The sequence below is a fragment of the Mycobacterium sp. E3305 genome (genome assembly GCF_001666785.1).
Classification (GTDB): Bacteria; Actinomycetota; Actinomycetes; order Mycobacteriales; family Mycobacteriaceae; genus Mycobacterium.
In genome coordinates this window covers 1-16,865 of record NZ_LZJA01000077.1, presented here as the reverse complement: position 1 = coordinate 16,865, position 16,865 = coordinate 1, and the positions used below count along the sequence as shown (strand labels likewise).

Sequence of the window (16,865 nt, the reverse complement as noted above, 5' to 3'; positions counted from 1 at the left end):
AACGTCCGTTACTTCGCCGCGCTGTACGGTTTCGAGCACCAGGCCGCCGACGACGCGATCGAGCGGGTCGGGCTGGCCGACCACCGAACCGCGTTCTGCGGCAACCTTTCCGGCGGCCAGCGCACCCGGGTGTCGCTGGCCTGCGCGCTGGTCTGCCGGCCCGACCTGCTCGTGCTCGACGAGCCCACGGTCGGCCTGGACCCGGTGCTGCGCGCGGATCTCTGGGAGCAGTTCGCCGAGCTCGCCCGCGGCGGAACCACGCTGCTGGTCTCCAGCCACGTCATGGACGAAGCCGACCACTGCGGCGACCTGCTGCTGATGCGCGACGGTCACCTGCTTGCCCACACCACCCCGGCCCAACTACGAGAGGACACCGGATGCACGTCACTGGAGGACGCGTTTCTGTCCATCATCAAGCGCAGCACCATGCGCCAGGCCGGCTAGGGCTCAAGGGCTACACCGCCACCACGACGCGAATCCTGCGCCAGCTGGCGGCCGACCACCGCAGCGTCGCCATGATCCTGTTCGTGCCGGTCTTGGTGATCACGTTGATGTACTACATGTTTCAGAACGCGCCGCATCGGCCCGGCACGCCTGCGCCGTTCAACAACGCCTGCCTGATCCTGCTCGGCCTGTTCCCGCTGTTCGTCATGTTCATCATCACGGCCATCACGATGCAGCGCGAACGGGCCTCCGGGACGCTGGAGCGGATCCTGACCACTCCCCTGCGCCGGTTCGACCTGCTGATCGCCTACGGCAGCGCCTTCTCGGTGGCCGCCGCGGCGCAGGCGGTGCTGGCGTGCGTCGTGTCGTTCTGGTTGCTCGGCTTCGACACCGCAGGCAGCCCCGCGTGGGTGTTCGTGATCGCGATCGTCAACGCCGTCCTCGGCGTGGGCCTGGGGCTATTGTGTAGTGCGTTCGCGCGCACCGAGTTTCAGGCGGTGCAGTTCATCCCGCTGGTGATGGTGCCGCAGCTGTTGCTGGCCGGCATCATCGTGCCGCGGGCGCTGATGCCGCACTGGCTGCAGTGGGTCAGCAACGTGATGCCGGCGAGCTACGCGCTGGAGGCGCTGCAACAGGTGGGCGCGCACCCCGAGCTGACCTACATCGCGGTGCGCGACATCATCGTCGTGCTGGGCTTCGCCCTCGCGGCGCTGTGCCTGGCCGCGGCCACGCTGCGACGGCGGACCGCCTAGTGGCGATCACCAACAGCCAGCGCAGGCGGCCCGGCCGGCCGGCCGGCGGCTCCGACACCCGTGAGCGAATCCTCTCCAACGCGCGAGAGCTGTTCGCCCGGAACGGCATTCGCAATACCTCGATACGCGCGGTGGCCGCGGCGGCCGGGGTGGATTCCGCCCTGGTGCACCACTACTTCGGCACCAAGGAAAAGCTCTTCGCCGCCGCCGTCCACATCCCGATCGACCCGATGGAGGTGATCGGCCAACTGCGCGAGGTACCCGTCGACAAGCTCGGCCACACCCTCCCGTCGATGTTGTTGCCGCTGTGGGATTCCGAGGTCGGCACCGCGTTCGTCGCCGCCCTGCGCTCCATCATCGCCGGCTCGGAGGTCAGCCTGTTCCGCACCTTCATCCAGGACGTGATCGCCGTGGAAGTGGGCCCGCGCGTTGACAATCCACCCGGCAGCGGACACATCCGCGTCCAATTCGTCGCATCGCAACTGGTCGGCGTGGTGATGGCGCGCTACATCCTCAAGCTGGAGCCGTTCGCTTCGTTGCCGGCCGAGCAGGTCGCGGCGACCATCGCACCGAACCTGCAGCGCTACCTCACCGGGGATCTGCCGGACGGCATCGTGCCATGAGGCGCGCGTGCTCGTCATCGTCGACATCTCGGGCCTCATCGACGAGCAGCACCGGAATGCCGTCCTCGATGCGATAGGCGCGCCGCAGCCGCGGGTTGTACAGCAATTCGTCGTCCACGAGCAGCAACGGACCCCGGTCGGCCGGGCACACCAGGATGCTCAGCAGCGAATCGTCAACCATCGGCGCGCCCCTTCAGTTCGGACCGGATGCCGGGGGTCAGCTTTCGGAAGTGCTGCCCGTCGGCGTCGAAGTACCACACCTGGCGGCCCGGCTTGGGAATTCCCGCCGCGCGCAGGGCGCTGACGGTCGGGCGGTAGGTCGCGCTCAGCGTCATCTCCGGGCAGACCTGGACGATGTCGGGCCCCACCCCGATCGGAATCTTGGCGACGGCGTCCGTCAGGTCCGCCGCGGTGATGCTGGCCCCGGGAAGCAGCGTCACCGCCGACACCGCGACCTCCCGGTCGCCCAGCGGCACGTTGTAGGTCACCGCGAGGTCGACACCGTTGATGCACCCCAGCACGTTGGTGACCGGCTCGTCGAACACCAGGCCCCGCGCGGTGTGGACCACCGAGCCGCGCCGGCCCGCCAGCCAGTAGTCCCCGTCGTCGTCGCGGTAGAACAGGTACTCGGTGGAGATCCAGGTGTCGCCGGCGGCGAACACTCCCCGCTTGACCGACGCCGTCGGGTCGATCGGACCGTTGGACGCGGCGAGCAGCACCCCGACCTGTTTCGGCTCGGCGACCTGGACGAAGCCGCGCTCGTTCTCCAGGATCAGGTCGTGCTCGGCGTCGTAGGCGGCCAGCTCGATGCGTCCGGCGCCGGGCAGCGGGCGACCCTTGCTGCCGGTCTTCGCGCCGGAAACGTTGGCCAACACCGCTTGTCCGTCGGTGGTGGCGAAGAATTCGACGACGTGCGCGGGCGTGAACGCGTCGACGACCCGGCCCCACAAGCCGGTCGGCATGCCGGAACCGATGAACAGCCGCACCGGGTGGTTGCCGTGCAGCACGAATGCGGGATCGTCGACGATCTCGCGGAGCATGGCCCAGGTGTAGGACACCACGGTGACGCCGTACTGCCGCACCTCCTGGACGAACCGGTCGCGGTCCAGGCCGCGGGACAGCGCGATGCGGGTGCCGCCGACCACCGCGCCGCCGAGGCTCACCAGCAGCGCCGACTCGTGGTGCAGCGGGGTCAGGCAGTAGACGGTGTCCCGGCGGTCCAGGGCGGCCGTCGAGGCGGTCCCGAAGGCCGACACCGCCCAGCGGTAGTTGGTGATCTGCTTGGCCACCAGCTCGCCGCCGGCCGCGCTGAACGCGATGAACGCCAGGTCGCGGGCCAGCCCCGGGTTGGGGCGGTACCACCCGGGCAGCTGGACGGCGTCCGGGTCGATCTGCTCCATGTCGATGACGTCGCTGTCGTCGGGCAGGTGCAGATCGCGCGACTCGCCGCCGCCGAGCACCAGCACCTGACGCAGCCCCTGGCGGTCCGACGCCAGCACCGCCTCCAGATTGGCGGGGTCGGTGAGCAGCTCTGTCACCCCGCCGAGCCGGACCGACGCGGCCAGGTCGGCATCCGGTCGCATCACCACCCCGATCGCGCCCAGGCGCGACAGGGCGGCGATGGCGACCAGCGCGCTGGGTCGCGTCTCCATCAGGACGCCCACCCGGTCGCCCTGCCGCACGCCGACCTCGATCAGGCCGCGGACGACATTGTTGATGCGCCGGTTGACGGCCTCGTAGGTGTGCACGCGCCCGTCGAAGAGCAGGAATTCGCCCTGCGGGGCGTCGTGCGCCTGTTCCTCGATGATGCGGCCCAGCGAGATGCGGGTGTGGTCGTTGATCTGCCCCAGGCGGACCAGGCGCGGCAGGGTGCGGGCCGTCTCGACGGCCAGGGTGCGCATCGACTTGTTGGCCGCGACCACCGTGTTGGCCGCGCCGCGCACCATGCCCAGCGCCGCCTCGGAGACCTCGCCCAGGCCGTGCGTGATCCGGGAACTCAGCGCGACGCCGCTGTCGGTGTGCTCCGCGGGCTGGTCGGCCATCAGATCGATGCCCTCCGGCTTGTCGCCGCCGGTGGACAGCCACTTCACCCAGGCGGCGACGGTCGGCCAACTCTGTTGCGCCGCTTTCGATCCCACGACCAAGCCGAAATGGCCTGTGCGGATGGTGGATTCGTAGACTTCGGCGTCGGGTGCGGCGCGCCGGATGCCGCGCACCGAGGCCGGCTGCCCGATGTCGTCCACCTCGCCGACGAAGGCCAGCACCGGACAGGTGATGTCGGTGAGCGTGACCATCTGGCCGTTGACGGCGAAGCCGCCGGTCATCATCCGGTTGTGGGCGATGAACTGCTTGAGCAGTTCGGAGATCGCCGGGCCCGACCAGGCGATCCAGCCTTCGCGTTCGAGGAAGCGGCGCTGCTGCTCGCGCGGGAGTAGCGCCTCGCGGTCGTGCAGCTGGCGCACGAAGTCGACGCGCGCCTTGGCGGTCTTGAGCGGATCGAGCATCTGGAAGCCCGTGCGCGCCATCCAGCTGGGGATGGCCAGCCGGCTGAAGACGTGGTCCGCCATGAAGTTGGCGGCGGGCGCGGCGAAGTTTGCCGGGATGCCCATCGGCAGCGCGGCCAGGGTGTCCACCGGAGAACCGAAGGTGACGATGCTGGCCAGGCTCTTCGACCGCCGGTAGGCGGCGACCTGGTAACACCACATGCCGCCCTGCGAATAGCCGACCAGGTGGATGTCGCTGCCGGTGACGTCCTTGACGGTGTCGATGGCCTGACTCAGCGCGACGATGTGGTCGGCGAGGGTGCGGCGCATGCCGCCTTCCACCTTGTCGGGTTCCCCGAAGTCGATCACCCAGGGGTCCAGCCCGTTGGCGTGCAGGATGCCCACCGCGCCCTCCTCGCGCGTGACGTCCCACATGTTCGCCGACATCATCATCGGGTGCACCATCAGCACCGGCGGACCCACCCGCTTCTCGCGCCGGCTGTCGGGCGGGAAGTAACGCCGGAGCTTGTACATCGGTACGCTCTCGACGATTTGCGACGGCGATGGGACGCTACCTGTTTCCAAGCCCCCCAGCCGGACAACCTCCAGCCCGTTCTGCGCCGTCGCAATCAGGCGCTCGACCGGTCGCGTGACAATCGACAAGTTGAGATCCACGGCCGCTCCCTTATGTCTTGACAGCTCCGACATCATGGCACATCGGCGGGCTCGGCGGTCCTGGCCAGGTAATTTGCTCCGGGCGGTCAACCGTTGCAGTCGTGCAGGTCGATCCTGGCCCCGGGGCCCGCACCCTCCAGCGCCGCCGCGTCGGCCGCGTCGAGGGTCGGCGCGACCCGCGCCGCCAACGCGTTCCCGTCCCCGGCTTCGGCGATCGACAGACACCCCAGCCCCGACGTGAGGGCCTGGCAGTCGTTGGTCTTGCCCATGACGTCGCACCACAACACGGCGGCGTCCTCAGCCTGCTGCCGGGTGCGGTAGTTGAGGCGGATGGACTCTTCGCCGGTCGACGGAGACGCCGCGATCGCACCCCAGCAGCCCGGCCTGCAGTAGAAGTCGACGTCGGCCCGGGCCACCGGGGTCGCCATTTGCCATCCGGCGACGACGAGAGCACTCACCACCGCCGCCGGCCCGGCCGTCCTGCTTGGCATTGACTCAGCGTCGCGGCCCTTGCTTTCAGCGAGGTGAGAACCGGCCATGAGGCCCTTTAGAAATGGGGGTTCAGATCGCGATCGGCGCAGCGGTTGGTGCGGATAACGTCGAGGCCGTGGGCGCGACGACTGAACCCAAGGGCAAGGGCGGTGTTCGGGTCGAGAAGAACGGACCCGTCACCACCGTGATCATGAATCGTCCGGAGGCCCGCAACGCGGTCAATGGATCTGCTGCCGCCGCGCTCCTTGCCGCGTTCGAGGAGTTCGACAATGACGAGTCCGCGTCGGTGGCCGTGCTGTGGGGAGATCAGGGGAATTTCTGCTCTGGCGCGGATTTGAAGGGAGCCGAGACGGGTGACTTCAACCCGGTGAGTCCAACCGGTCCAGGTCCGATGGGTCCTAGCCGGATGACCTTGTCCAAACCGGTGATTGCCGCTGTCAGTGGCTATGCCGTCGCTGGCGGCCTCGAGCTGGCGGTGTGGTGCGATTTGCGAGTAGTCGAGGCGGATGCCGTCTTCGGAGTGTTCTGCCGACGCTGGGGATTGCCTCTCATCGACGGCGGCACCGTCCGACTGCCCCGACTGATCGGACACGGTCGGGCAATGGATCTGATCCTCACCGGACGTTCGGTCGACGCGACCGAGGCGCTGGCTATCGGGTTGGCGAATCGCGTCGTACCCACTGGCACAGCCCGTGAGGCAGCAGAGGAGCTGGCAGCCGAACTCTCGGCGCTGCCGCAAACATGCCTGCGCTCGGACCGCCTGTCGACGCTCTACCAATGGGGACGAAGCGGGGCCGAGGCCATGGACTTCGAGTTCGACAGTTTGGCGCGTTCGGCATCCGAATTGCAGTCAGGCGCAATGCGGTTCGTGGACGGGGCGGGCCGACACGGCTCCAGCACGTGATGGTCCGACAGGGTTGACGGCATGGGCATTTCGGATTCGACGGATGCGTCGGACCGCCCTCGGAGTACGGATCGGCGGGCCCGCTGATCGCGAACCGCCTAGTGGCACTGCGCGAATCGGTTCTCGCAATACATTCCGACGGCGTTCGAGCCCGCCGTGGGACCGCCTTCGTCGGCGGGATCCGGAGACAGCGCCGGGGTCGACGTGATGAGTTGATTGAGCACGCCCGGCCCCGACGGGTCTGACGAATCCGCATGCGCCACGCCGGTGCCGCCGGTCAGAGCCAGGAGGATCACCGCCCCCGCCAGCAGTCCGAGAGCGCGCGGGTGAGAATTCATCGCCACCCTTTCCGTGGTCGCCGGAACACTGGTTACCGTAAGAGTTGCGCACCGATGTTCCATAACGGTCACGAACGCGAAACGACTTCGGCCGGTCGGCCGGTAAATTTCGGGCCCGGGATCCGGCCGCGCATACGGTATCGGTCGTGTGGCCGGTAGCCGTCAACGTCCGTCGCGCTGCGATTCTCGCGCTGTGCGTCGTCATGTCGGTGAACTCGGCGCCACCGGCGGCCGCCGATCCCGACGCCGAAAACGCCGCGGCCACCGCGGGCGCACCGGACGAAGGGCGGGTGCCGTCGTCCGATCCGGTTACCTACACGACGCCCGAAGGCTGGACGCTGACCCTTGCAGCCAGGGACGAGTCACAAACCCCCATCGCGCCGTTGACCACCGCGGTCTCGTCCCGCGAATACCTCGCCCGCGGAACGTTTTTCGGTTCGTTGGACGGGCTCGAACAGCCTCGCGGGGTGCTCGAGGTGGGTTACGAGATCGGCTGCGGGATCGATATGAGCACCTCCAACGGTGTCACCATCGCGGGCAGCGCCGGCGTCAGCCCGGGCCTCGGCATCGCGGGCCTGGGAGCCGGCACGCCAGTGGCCGTCCCGCTGATCACCACACCGCTGAACGGCGTGGTCACCGTGGGGCTCAAGCCCGGCGTCGTCATCGTCGTACCGGTGGCCAAGAAAGACTTCAAGGGCGCCAATCCCCGGGTCATCGTTACCGGGTTCCACGTCAAGATCGACGGCTGCGTCGGGCAGTCGTTCATCCGGTCCTACGCGACCCTGACCCAGGTGACCGACGAATCCGACGTCGTGTTGTCCTACGTCGGCGTCACCAAATCCGTCTGAGCTCTCCGGATCAAAACGGCGGGGGTTCGTCGTCGGGGGGTGCGGGACCCGCGGACGTCGATTGGGTGGCCAACCGCGCTTGGCGGTTGTGCCGGCGCTCGCTGGAGACGCGGTGGGCCCGGTTCTGGGCGCGGGTTCTCTTGCGACGCGGCATCATTGCGGTGCGTTCGCCGCAGCGCTCGGGTGCCGGGAGGACCGGGGCGTCGCCGGTGGGGGCGCACAGGCCGGGGAACAGCAGCGCGCTGCCCGGGGTGGTGACATAGGTGTGTCCGTCGGGCAGCCGCCAGATCAGGGTGCCGTCCTCCAATTGCTCGTCGCGCCAGCCCCAAAAAGTTTTCAGCAAATGATGTTGGCGGCAAAGGCATTTGAGGTTCGATGGGTGCGTCGCACCGCCCTCGGAGTAGGGAATCGTGTGGTCGATGTCGCAGTCGACGGCCGGGCGGTCACACCCCGGGGCCCGACACGTCAGGTCCCGGCACCGCACGAAATCGGCCAGCCCCCTCGACGGGGTGCGGCGCGGCTCCGCCTCGGCCGGGGCGCCCAGGGGCACGAGCTTGGCCGAGCCGGCCAGCTCGGCGATCACCTCGGCGGGCAGGAGTCCCTCAAACCCGGGCAGGACACCCGGGGCGGCTCCGTGGCCGGCGACGGTGGCCTGCTCGGCTAGGACGTGAATCACCACAGCGCTCGGGGTGCGCTCGGTGGCTGCACACTCGGGCGTTCCGCATTGGCACCGCAACCGCTCCGCCCCGGCGGCGAGCGCCCCCAGCGCGTCGGCGCGCCGCTGTCGGTGGGTACGCGGATCGGCGCCACACACGCTGCGGGCCAGCTCATCGAGCCGCCGGTCCAGCGCATGTCCGTCGGCGCCCAAGACGCTGCCGGCCAGCCAGCCCATGCCCGACTCGTTGGCTTGCACGTCCACGAACCGATCGTTGATCGCCTCCCTGGCCCAGCGCACCGCATCGGCATCCACCAGCGCCACCACCCGATCCACCGCCGCGCTCAACCCGCCCCGGGTCAGCGAGGGGCGCCGTGACAGCAACGCCGCAAGTCGGGCATCCACCCGCGCCAACACGTCGGCATCGGTGATCAGATCGGTGCGAAACACGATCGTCTGGAACGCGCGATAGTCGATATCACCGGCCTGGAACGCCTTGCCGACCTGCGGCAGCCGCTCGCGCATCGCCATCGCGTACCGCAGATAGCTGTGCGCCATCGCCACACTGCATCCCAGCGCCGCACCGACCTGCGCGGCGACCGCCTCCCACGCGTCGGCCGCCCAGTCCGCCTGCTCCCCCGAATCGCGGCAGCGCAGCACCAGCAGGTCCCCTACCGCTACCAAACGTTCGGCGGCGGCCCGTGCCTCCGCACGCCCCGCCTCACGCATCCGATCCAGCAACGCCGCCGATTCCGGCGTCGAACGGGATGCCAGCGCGTACTCGAACATATGTTCGATCATAGGACAGCCCTCCGACAAGTAGATGGGCGGCGCGATGGGCCGTCAACCCGACACCGATCGGACTGTTTACGCCGACGGGAATCGGGTACGCAGCGGATGCGCTTCGGTCACGACGCGCCGTCGGGACCACCTCGGTTGAAACACGCAGCTGGGCGCATGCCAGATCTGGGCAGTCATCGCGAGCCTTCTTCGCGGTGGCCGCCTGAGCGTGTTTCGTTTCAGGAGTGAGGTGACGCATGGGCAAAACGGCGGCATGCTTTCTCCGCGCGCGGCTACCCGATCAGCTTGCCGCGCAATATGTCCCGGATACCCGCGTGGATCCGCGCGCGCAGCCAGTCGGCTAATTCATGAACCAACGAGCGAGGAAGGGAACCCAATGTTGTTGTCAGGCAACGGCGGTCGACGCACAGGCGAGGCCGAACACCTCGCCGAGCGGGCGTTGTACAACGTCGCGCACGGTCGCTTCGAACGCTCGCTGTCCGGGTTGACGGCGATCGCGGCCGTCGTCACGACGGCGGAAATCTATTTCGAGCACTACAAGGCCAGCTTCGGCAACAAGTGGATGTGGAGCCCGATCGTGGTGACACCGCCCGTGGTCGTCGCCGGAATCGGCGGGGTGTTCTCGCGGCGCTGGGCCAAACTCTGGCTGCCGATCACCGCGGGCGTCTACACCGCCAACGGCCTGATGGGCGAATATCTGCACGCGCGGGGGGTCGCCCGCAAGCCGGGCGGGTGGAAGAACGCGTCGTACAACGTGCCCATGGGCCCGCCGATCGCGGCCCCCGGACTGATGTGCATGGTCGGGGCGATGGGGCTGCTGGCCTCGATCCTGCGGCGCGAGCGGTTCCGGGGCTGAGCGCGATGGCCGACACCTCACGCCCGGATCACCTGCCCAACCTGCGCGCGGACCGCAAGCCCCCGCACCCGTCGTGGCTACCCAAGCAGCGCCGGGGTGTCACACCCCAAATGATCGGCCGCTACCCGGATTTCGACGTGCTGGAAACGACCGACACCTGGGACGAGGCCACCAAAAAGGTGGTGCTGGCGCGGCTGGAGCCGCCCGGGCCGCTGCGGTTTTTCACCGCCGAGGAGGAGCCGTGCCTGCGCGCGTTCTGCGACACGGTGCTGGCGCAGGACCGCGAGCCGCGCGTGCCGGTGGCCGAATCCGTCGACTCCAAGCTCGCCGACGGGCGCCTCGACGGCTACCAGTACGCCGACATGCCCGACGACCGCGACGCCTGGCGACTGGTGCTGCGGGGGCTCGACGAGACCGCGTCCAGCCGCTACGGCAAGGCGTCGTTCGCCGAAGCCGAGCCCGACACCCGCGAAGAGATCGTCGACCAATTCTCCCAGGGCGCCCTGGACGGCGGGGTCTGGGAGCGCATGAACGTCAAACGCGCCTGGTCGGTGTGCATGCGAATGGTGTTGTCCGGCTTCTACTCCCATCCGTGGGCGTGGAACGAGATCGGGTTCGGCGGACCGGCCTACCCGCGAGGGTTCATGCGCCTCGGCGGCGCCACCGGCCCGGCCGCCGCCCGCGAGCCCTTCGAGACCCCGGGCGCCACCGACGAGGACCCGGTCCGCGTGGTTCAGCGGGGTGAGCTGTGATGGGCGACCGGCTCCGTGGGCTGCTGAGGGGGGCGATCGGGCCGAAGGACAACGAATCACGGTTCCTGCTCGACGTGCACGCGCGCGACCTGCCCGGCGAAAAGACGATGCGGCGCTACCGCGACGACGACGAGGTCGACCTGGTGGTCGTAGGGGCGGGCGCCGGCGGATCGGTGCTGGCGCAACGGCTGGCGCGCGCCGGCTGGCGGGTGGTGATCATCGAGGCGGGCCCATTCTGGCACCCGGACGAGGACTGGGTGTCCGACGAGGCGGGCTCCCATTCCCTGTACTGGACGCAGAAGCGCATCATCGGCGGCGACGACCCGATCGAGTTGGGCAAGAACAACTCCGGGCGCGGGGTGGGGGGCTCGATGGTCCACTACGCCGGCTACACCCCGCGGTTCCATCCCAGCGACTTTCACACCCACACCCTCGACGGGGTCGGGGCGGACTGGCCGATCGGCTACGAGGACATCCGCCGCCACTACGAGCGCATCGAACTCGAGTTGCCGGTGGCCGGACAGAACTGGCCGTGGGGTTACCCGCACCGTTACTCCTTCTCGCCACACCCCATTTCGGGTGCCGCCGCCAAGCTGTGGCGGGGCGCGATGCAGCTGGGCATCGAGATGCGGGTCGGGCCCGTCGGCATCGTCAACGGCACCTTCGGCAACCGCCCCCACTGCATCTACCGCGGCTACTGCCTGCAGGGCTGCAAGGTCAACGCCAAGGCCAGCCCGTACGTCACGCACCTGCCCGACGCGCTGGCCCACGCGGTGGAGATCCGCGCCAACTGCATGGCCGCGCGCGTCGAGCTCGACGAGACCGGCACTGCCCGCGGGGTCGTCTACTACGACGAGGCCGGCGGCACCGAACGGCTGCAGCGGGCCAAGGCCGTCGCGATCGCCGGGTATTCCATTGAAACGCCACGCCTGCTGCTGAACTCGGCGAGCGAACGCTTCCCGAATGGATTGGGCAACAACGACGACCAGGTCGGCCGCTATGTGATGGTGCAGGGCGCCACGCAGTCGGCGGGCCGGTGGCCCGAAGAAATCCGGATGTACAAGGCCCCGCCCCCCGAGGTGTCCTCGGAGCAGTTCTACGAGACCGACGCGTCGCGCGGGTTCGCCCGCGGCTTCTCCATCCAGACCGTCTCGCCGCTGCCCATCGGATGGGCCGAACACGTGCTGGCCGACGGGCATTGGGGCCGCGCGTTGCGGGAGTACATGCGCGACTACAACCACTGGGCGACCATCGGCGTGCTCAACGAGTTGTTGCCGTTGCCGGAAAACCGGGTCACCCTCGCCGAAGAGACGGACCGCTACGGCCTCCCGGTGGCACGGTTCGATTACACGTTGTGCGACAACGACAAGGCCAACATGGCCTACTCCACCGAGGTGATCGGCGACATCCTGCAGGCCGCAGGCGCCCAGGACGTGCTCACCATCCAGCGCTTCGCCCACCTGATCGGCGGCGCCCGGATGGGCACCCGCCCGGACAACTCGGTGGTGGACTCCGATCACCGGGTGTGGGGCGTGCCGAACCTGTTCCTGGCGGACGGCTCGGTGTGTCCGACGCAGGGCTCGGCGAACCCGGCGCTGACGATCATGGCGCTGGCCTCACGGCTCGCCGAACGGATGGCGACCCGGAAGATCGGCACCGACGTCGTGGCGAGGCGACCGGCGGAGGCGGGGGTCCGTGGCTGACCACACGATCGACGTCGAGGCGACCTACTCCCCCCGGGTGTTGCGCGAATACGCGCTGCTGGCCGACGGCGAGCGGGGCGCCCTGATCGGGCCGCAAGGCGACGTGGCGTGGATGTGCGCGCCGCGGTGGCACTCGGACGCGGTGTTCTCGAACCTCATCGGGGGCGGCGGGATGTACGCGATCACCCCGACCGACGTGCGGCACGTGTGGGGCGGCTATTACGAGCCGGGCAGCCTGATCTGGCGCAACCGGTGGATCACCCGCGATGGCATCGTGGAATGCCGCGAGGCCCTTGCCTTTCCGGGCGACCCCGAGCGGGTGGTGCTGCTGCGCCGCCTGATCGGCTGCCGCGGCACCGCGTGCGTGCGGGTGGTGCTGCAGCCGAGCGCCGCGTTCGGCCGCCACGGCCGCGGCGAGGCGAGCGTCGACGACGGGGTCTGGAGCGGAAAGTCGGGACCGCTGCGATGGCGCTGGGCCGGCGGCTGCGACGTGCGCTCCGTGCGGGGGGCGCGCGGCCGCGGGGAGCTCCTCACCTGCGAGATCACCGTCGACGAGGGCGGTCGGCACGACTTCGTGCTGGAGCTCTCCGAACGCGCGCTCCCCGACCGGCCGCCCGACCCCGACATCACATGGGAAGCAACCGAAGCCGCGTGGCACCGCAGCATGCCCGAGCTGAACTGCACCATCGCCCCGCGCGATGGGCGGCACTCCTACGCCGTGCTGCGGGGGTTGACCAGCAGCGGCGGTGGGATGGTCGCCGCCGCGACCATGAGCCTGCCCGAACGCGCGCACACCAACCGGAACTACGACTACCGCTACGCGTGGATCCGCGACCAGGTCTACGCCGGTATCGCTGCGGCGACGGTCGGCGCGAACGAATTGCTGGACCGCGCGGTCGAATTCGTCGGCGCCCGCCTACTCGAACACGGGCCCGACCTCAGGCCGGCCTACACCGTGACCGGCGACAGCGTGCCCGGCGAGGAAGACCTCGACCTGCCCGGCTATCCCGGGGGCACCGACAAGGTGGGCAATTGGGTCAACCAGCAATTCCAGCTCGACGTTTTCGGGGAGGCGCTGCAGCTGCTGGCCCGGGCGGGCAATGCCGGCCGGCTCGACGCCGAGGGGTGGCGCGCCGCGCAGACCGCCATCGGGGCGATCGAAAAGCGCTGGCGCGAACCGGATGCGGGCATTTGGGAGATCGACGACGAGCACTGGACGCAGTCCCGCCTGGCATGCGTCGCCGGGCTGCGCGCCATCGCCAAGGTGGCCGGCGGCGGCCCCGAGGTGGCCGCCTGCACGTCGCTGGCCGACGCGATCCTGGCCGACACCGCCGCCGGCAGCCTGCACCCGCAGGGCGGCTACTGGCAGCGCAGTCCGCGATTGCGCGGCACCGACGCGTCGCTGCTGTTGGCGCCCGTGCGCGGGGCCGTGCCCGCCGACGACCCGCGCACCAGGGCCACGCTGGACGCCGTCCGCGAGCAGCTCAGCGACGACGGGTTCGTCTACCGCTTCCGGCACGACGAGCGGGACCTCGGCGACGCCGAGGGCGCGTTCCTGCTCTGCGGGTTCATGATGGCGCTCGCCGAACACCAACTGGGACATGACCATTGCGCGATGCGCTGGTTCGAGCGCAACCGCGCCGCCTGCGGACCCCCGGGATTGTTCTGCGAGGAATACGACGTCCGGCAGCGCCAGCTGCGCGGCAACCTTCCCCAGGCCTTCGCGCACGCGCTGATGCTGGAGTGCACGTCCACCCTGGCCGACGACGCCGTCCATCACGGCTGAAAGGAGATTTCGGCGATGACACCGACCCCGAAGACAATCGTGATCACCGGAGCCAGCGCCGGCATCGGGCGGGCCGCCGCCCAATTGTTCGGGCGGCGCGGGGCGAACGTGGCCCTGCTCGCCCGCGGCACCGCCGGGCTGGACGGCGCCGCGCGCGACGTAGAAGCCGGTGGCGGCAAGGCGCTGGCCATCCCGACCGACGTCGCCGACCACGACGCGGTCGTCGCCGCCGCCGACGAGACCGAGGCCGCATTCGGGCCCATCGACGTCTGGGTCAATGTCGCCTTCACCTCCGTGTTCGCGCCGTTCAGCGAGATCACCGCGGAGGAGTTCAGACGCGTGACCGAGGTGTCGTACCTCGGCTACGTGCACGGCACCATGGCGGCGCTGAACAAGATGCGGCCGCGGGACCGCGGCACCATCGTCCAGGTCGGCTCCGCGCTCAGCCAACGGTCCATCCCGCTGCAGTCCGCCTATTGCGGCGCCAAGCATGCCATCAACGGGTTCACCGAATCGGTGCGCTGCGAGCTGCTGCACGAGCACTCGAAGGTGCGGGTGACCGTCGTGCAGATGCCCGCGGTCAACACCCCCCAGTTCTCCTGGGTGCTGTCCCGGCTGCCGCGCCATCCCCAGCCGGTGCCCCCGATCTATCAGCCCGAGGTCGCCGCCCGCGGTGTCCTCTACGCCGCGGATCACCCTGGGCGCAAACAATATTGGGTCGGGGATTCCACGATGGTGACACTGCTCGCGCAGAAATTCGTCGCACCGCTGCTGGACCGCTACCTGGGCCGCACCGGGTACGACTCGCAGCAGACCGACGAGCGCGTCGGCGCGGGGCGGCCGCACAACCTGTGGCACCCGCTCGACCAGGAGCCGGGCAGCGACCACGGCGCCCACGGCGGGTTCGACGACAAGTCCCACACGTTGAGCCCGCAACTGTGGGCGTCGCAGCATCCCGTCGCCAGCGGCACCGGCGCGCTTGGGGCGGCGGGGCTCGGCGCGTGGCTCGCGGCCCGCCGGTGGACCCGATGACGCTCGACGCGCCCGTCGACGACGTCACCGCGCAGGTCTACGAAATCCCCACCGACGCACCGGAAGCCGACGGTACCCTGCCCTGGTCGTCGACCACGCTGGTGCTGGCCGCGGTCACGGCCGGCGGGCGGCGCGGGATCGGCTACACGTACGCCGACGGCGCCTGCGCGGCGTTGATCACCGGGGCGCTCGCGGGCACGCTCACCGGACACAGCGCGCTGGACATCACCGGCGGCTGGCAGGCGATGGTCAGGGCGATGCGCAACAACGGACGGCCCGGGTTGGTGTCGTGCGCCATCTCGGCGATCGACACCGCCCTGTGGGACCTCAAGGGCAAGCTGCTCGAGCTACCGGTCTGCCGGCTGCTCGGCATGGCGCACGACGCGGTGCCGATCTACGGCAGCGGCGGCTTCACCACCTACGACGAGCGGCAGACCCGCGCCCAGCTGGAACGCTGGGTGGACGAGTGGAAGATTCCGCGGGTCAAGATCAAGATCGGCGAGTCCTGGGGCTCCGACGAGCGCCGCGACCTCGATCGGATCGCCCTGTCGCGCAGCGTGATCGGGCCCGAGGTGGAACTCTATGTCGACGCCAACGGCGCCTACCGCCGCAAGCAGGCGATCCGGGTCGCCCACGCGATGGCCGACCAGGACGTCACCTGGTTCGAAGAACCCGTCTCCTCCGACGACCTCGCCGGGCTGCACGAGGTGCGCGACCAGGTGACCCCGGACGTCACCGCCGGCGAGTACGGCTACGACCTGGTCTACTTCCACCGCATGCTGGCCGCCGGGGCGGTCGACTGCCTGCAGATCGACGTCACCCGCTGCGGCGGCATCACCGACTGGCTGCGGGCCGCGGCCGTCGCCGCCGCCCACAACGTCGACGTGTCCGGGCACTGCGCCCCCAACCTGCACGCCCACGTGGCGGCCGCCGTACCGAACCTGCGGCACCTGGAGTACTTCCACGATCACCACCGCATCGAGCACATGTTCTTCGACGGCGCCCTGCCCCCCGACGGCGGCGCCCTGCGGCCGGACCAACACCGGCCCGGGCTGGGGCTGGACTTCAAGCACGCCGACGCCGAGCCGTACCGAAAAGCCTGATCCGTGCATGGACCCGCGCAAAAGTGGGCATTGATATGCCAGGGACATAGTTACGGATCTGAAGGGCAACGCGCGATGACCGTGAACTTCGAGGACGAGGCCGTTCACCGGCGCGACGGGGAGCCCACCCGGGAGGCGGCCGCGTCGGAGGCGCTGATGTCCGGCGTGGTGGCAGAGGACGACCTGAGCGCGGTCGACTTGGTGCTGGGGCTGGGCGAACCGCAGCGCGTCGGTCGCTTCCGGTTCTTCCTGGACGGCCAGCGCTGGGAGTGGTCGGACGCGGTCGCGCGGATGCACGGGTACCGGCCCGGGCAGGTCGAGCCCACCACGGACCTGCTGCTCAAGCACAAGCATCCCGAGGACCGCGAACGCGCCTCGGCCGTCCTGGACCGCGTGATGCGGGGCAAGCCGTTCAGCAGTCGGCACCGCATCGTCGACACCGGGGGCCGCACCCTGTGCGTCGTCGTCGCGGGCGACCGGATGCTCGACGACCACGGCACCGTGATCGGGACGTCCGGGTTCTACGTCGACGTCACCGACTCGCTGCAGACCGACATCAACAAGGTCCTGTCGGCGGTGGCCGACGCCCGCGCCCGAATCGAGCAGGCCAAGGGCGTG

17 protein-coding genes are annotated in these 16,865 nt (G+C 69.6%); 12 read left to right on the top strand and 5 right to left on the bottom strand.

The window, feature by feature from the left end:
• From A5701_RS07695 to A5701_RS07685, 3 genes are all read left to right on the top strand, one after another.
• On the top strand, window positions 1-444 hold a 444-nt coding region (locus A5701_RS07695), incomplete at its 5' end, for an ATP-binding cassette domain-containing protein (RefSeq protein WP_156669975.1).
• Entirely contained in the window at window positions 378-1,196 is an 819-nt protein-coding gene (locus A5701_RS07690) for an ABC transporter permease (protein ID WP_197504933.1), read from the top strand. The genes A5701_RS07695 and A5701_RS07690, both read left to right, overlap by 67 nt.
• Complete coding sequence (locus A5701_RS07685; protein ID WP_067750456.1) at window positions 1,196-1,819, top strand: TetR family transcriptional regulator; 624 nt, start codon at window positions 1,196-1,198, stop codon at window positions 1,817-1,819. Before A5701_RS07690 ends, A5701_RS07685 begins: the two co-directional genes overlap by 1 nt.
• Here the strand turns inward: A5701_RS07685 and A5701_RS07680 are convergent.
• Genes A5701_RS07680 through A5701_RS07670 form a run of 3 tightly spaced genes read right to left on the bottom strand, consistent with a single transcriptional unit; the run spans window position 1,785 to window position 5,468 of the window.
• Entirely contained in the window at window positions 1,785-2,000 is a 216-nt protein-coding gene (locus A5701_RS07680) for a Trm112 family protein (protein ID WP_067750453.1), read from the bottom strand. The genes A5701_RS07685 and A5701_RS07680 overlap by 35 nt on opposite strands.
• Window positions 1,993-5,010, bottom strand: coding sequence for an acyl-CoA synthetase (locus tag A5701_RS07675; RefSeq protein WP_156669976.1), 3,018 nt, complete (start codon window positions 5,008-5,010; stop codon window positions 1,993-1,995). Before A5701_RS07675 ends, A5701_RS07680 begins: the two co-directional genes overlap by 8 nt.
• 53 nt (window positions 5,011-5,063) lie before the next feature.
• Window positions 5,064-5,468, bottom strand: a complete 405-nt coding sequence (locus A5701_RS07670; RefSeq protein ID WP_197504932.1) for a DUF4189 domain-containing protein — start codon at window positions 5,466-5,468, stop codon at window positions 5,064-5,066.
• 191 nt (window positions 5,469-5,659) lie between these two features.
• Between A5701_RS07670 and A5701_RS07665 the strand changes: the two genes are divergently transcribed.
• The gene (locus tag A5701_RS07665) at window positions 5,660-6,373 is read left to right on the top strand and encodes a crotonase/enoyl-CoA hydratase family protein (protein ID WP_067750471.1); all 714 of its coding nucleotides are present in this window, start codon (window positions 5,660-5,662) and stop codon (window positions 6,371-6,373) included.
• Between the two features lie 98 nt (window positions 6,374-6,471).
• Here the strand turns inward: A5701_RS07665 and A5701_RS07660 are convergent, their stop codons facing one another.
• Window positions 6,472-6,711, bottom strand: a complete 240-nt coding sequence (locus tag A5701_RS07660) for a hypothetical protein (RefSeq protein WP_067750444.1) — start codon at window positions 6,709-6,711, stop codon at window positions 6,472-6,474.
• Window positions 6,712-6,914: 203 nt separating this feature from the next.
• Between A5701_RS07660 and A5701_RS07655 the strand changes: the two genes are divergently transcribed.
• Window positions 6,915-7,559 (top strand): MspA family porin, encoded by a 645-nt coding sequence (locus A5701_RS07655; protein ID WP_067750468.1) that lies wholly within the window; start codon window positions 6,915-6,917, stop codon window positions 7,557-7,559.
• Window positions 7,560-7,569: 10 nt separating this feature from the next.
• On the opposite strand, the gene A5701_RS07650 is transcribed toward A5701_RS07655, so the two are convergent.
• On the bottom strand, window positions 7,570-9,015 hold the full coding sequence (locus A5701_RS07650; protein WP_067750442.1) for an HNH endonuclease signature motif containing protein: 1,446 nt from the start codon (window positions 9,013-9,015) through the stop codon (window positions 7,570-7,572).
• Between the two features lie 376 nt (window positions 9,016-9,391).
• On the opposite strand from A5701_RS07650, the gene A5701_RS07645 reads away from it, so the two are divergent.
• The 7 genes from A5701_RS07645 to A5701_RS07615 form a co-directional block, all read left to right on the top strand.
• Window positions 9,392-9,871: a hypothetical protein gene (locus tag A5701_RS07645; RefSeq protein ID WP_067750440.1), complete on the top strand. Its 480-nt coding sequence runs from the start codon at window positions 9,392-9,394 to the stop codon at window positions 9,869-9,871.
• A gap of 5 nt (window positions 9,872-9,876) precedes the next feature.
• Window positions 9,877-10,623 (top strand): gluconate 2-dehydrogenase subunit 3 family protein, encoded by a 747-nt coding sequence (locus A5701_RS07640; protein WP_067750438.1) that lies wholly within the window; start codon window positions 9,877-9,879, stop codon window positions 10,621-10,623.
• Window positions 10,623-12,326, top strand: coding sequence for a GMC family oxidoreductase (locus tag A5701_RS07635; RefSeq protein WP_067750436.1), 1,704 nt, complete (start codon window positions 10,623-10,625; stop codon window positions 12,324-12,326). The genes A5701_RS07640 and A5701_RS07635 overlap by 1 nt, the downstream gene beginning before the upstream one ends.
• Complete coding sequence (locus A5701_RS07630) at window positions 12,319-14,112, top strand: glycoside hydrolase family 15 protein (protein ID WP_067750434.1); 1,794 nt, start codon at window positions 12,319-12,321, stop codon at window positions 14,110-14,112. The genes A5701_RS07635 and A5701_RS07630 overlap by 8 nt, the downstream gene beginning before the upstream one ends.
• A gap of 15 nt (window positions 14,113-14,127) precedes the next feature.
• On the top strand, window positions 14,128-15,144 hold the full coding sequence (locus A5701_RS07625; protein WP_197499179.1) for an SDR family oxidoreductase: 1,017 nt from the start codon (window positions 14,128-14,130) through the stop codon (window positions 15,142-15,144).
• Entirely contained in the window at window positions 15,141-16,247 is a 1,107-nt protein-coding gene (locus A5701_RS07620; RefSeq protein ID WP_067750465.1) for an enolase C-terminal domain-like protein, read from the top strand. Before A5701_RS07625 ends, A5701_RS07620 begins: the two co-directional genes overlap by 4 nt.
• Before the next feature lie 75 nt (window positions 16,248-16,322).
• The coding region (locus A5701_RS07615; RefSeq protein ID WP_067750432.1) for a PAS domain-containing protein at window positions 16,323-16,865 on the top strand (543 nt) is incomplete at its 3' end.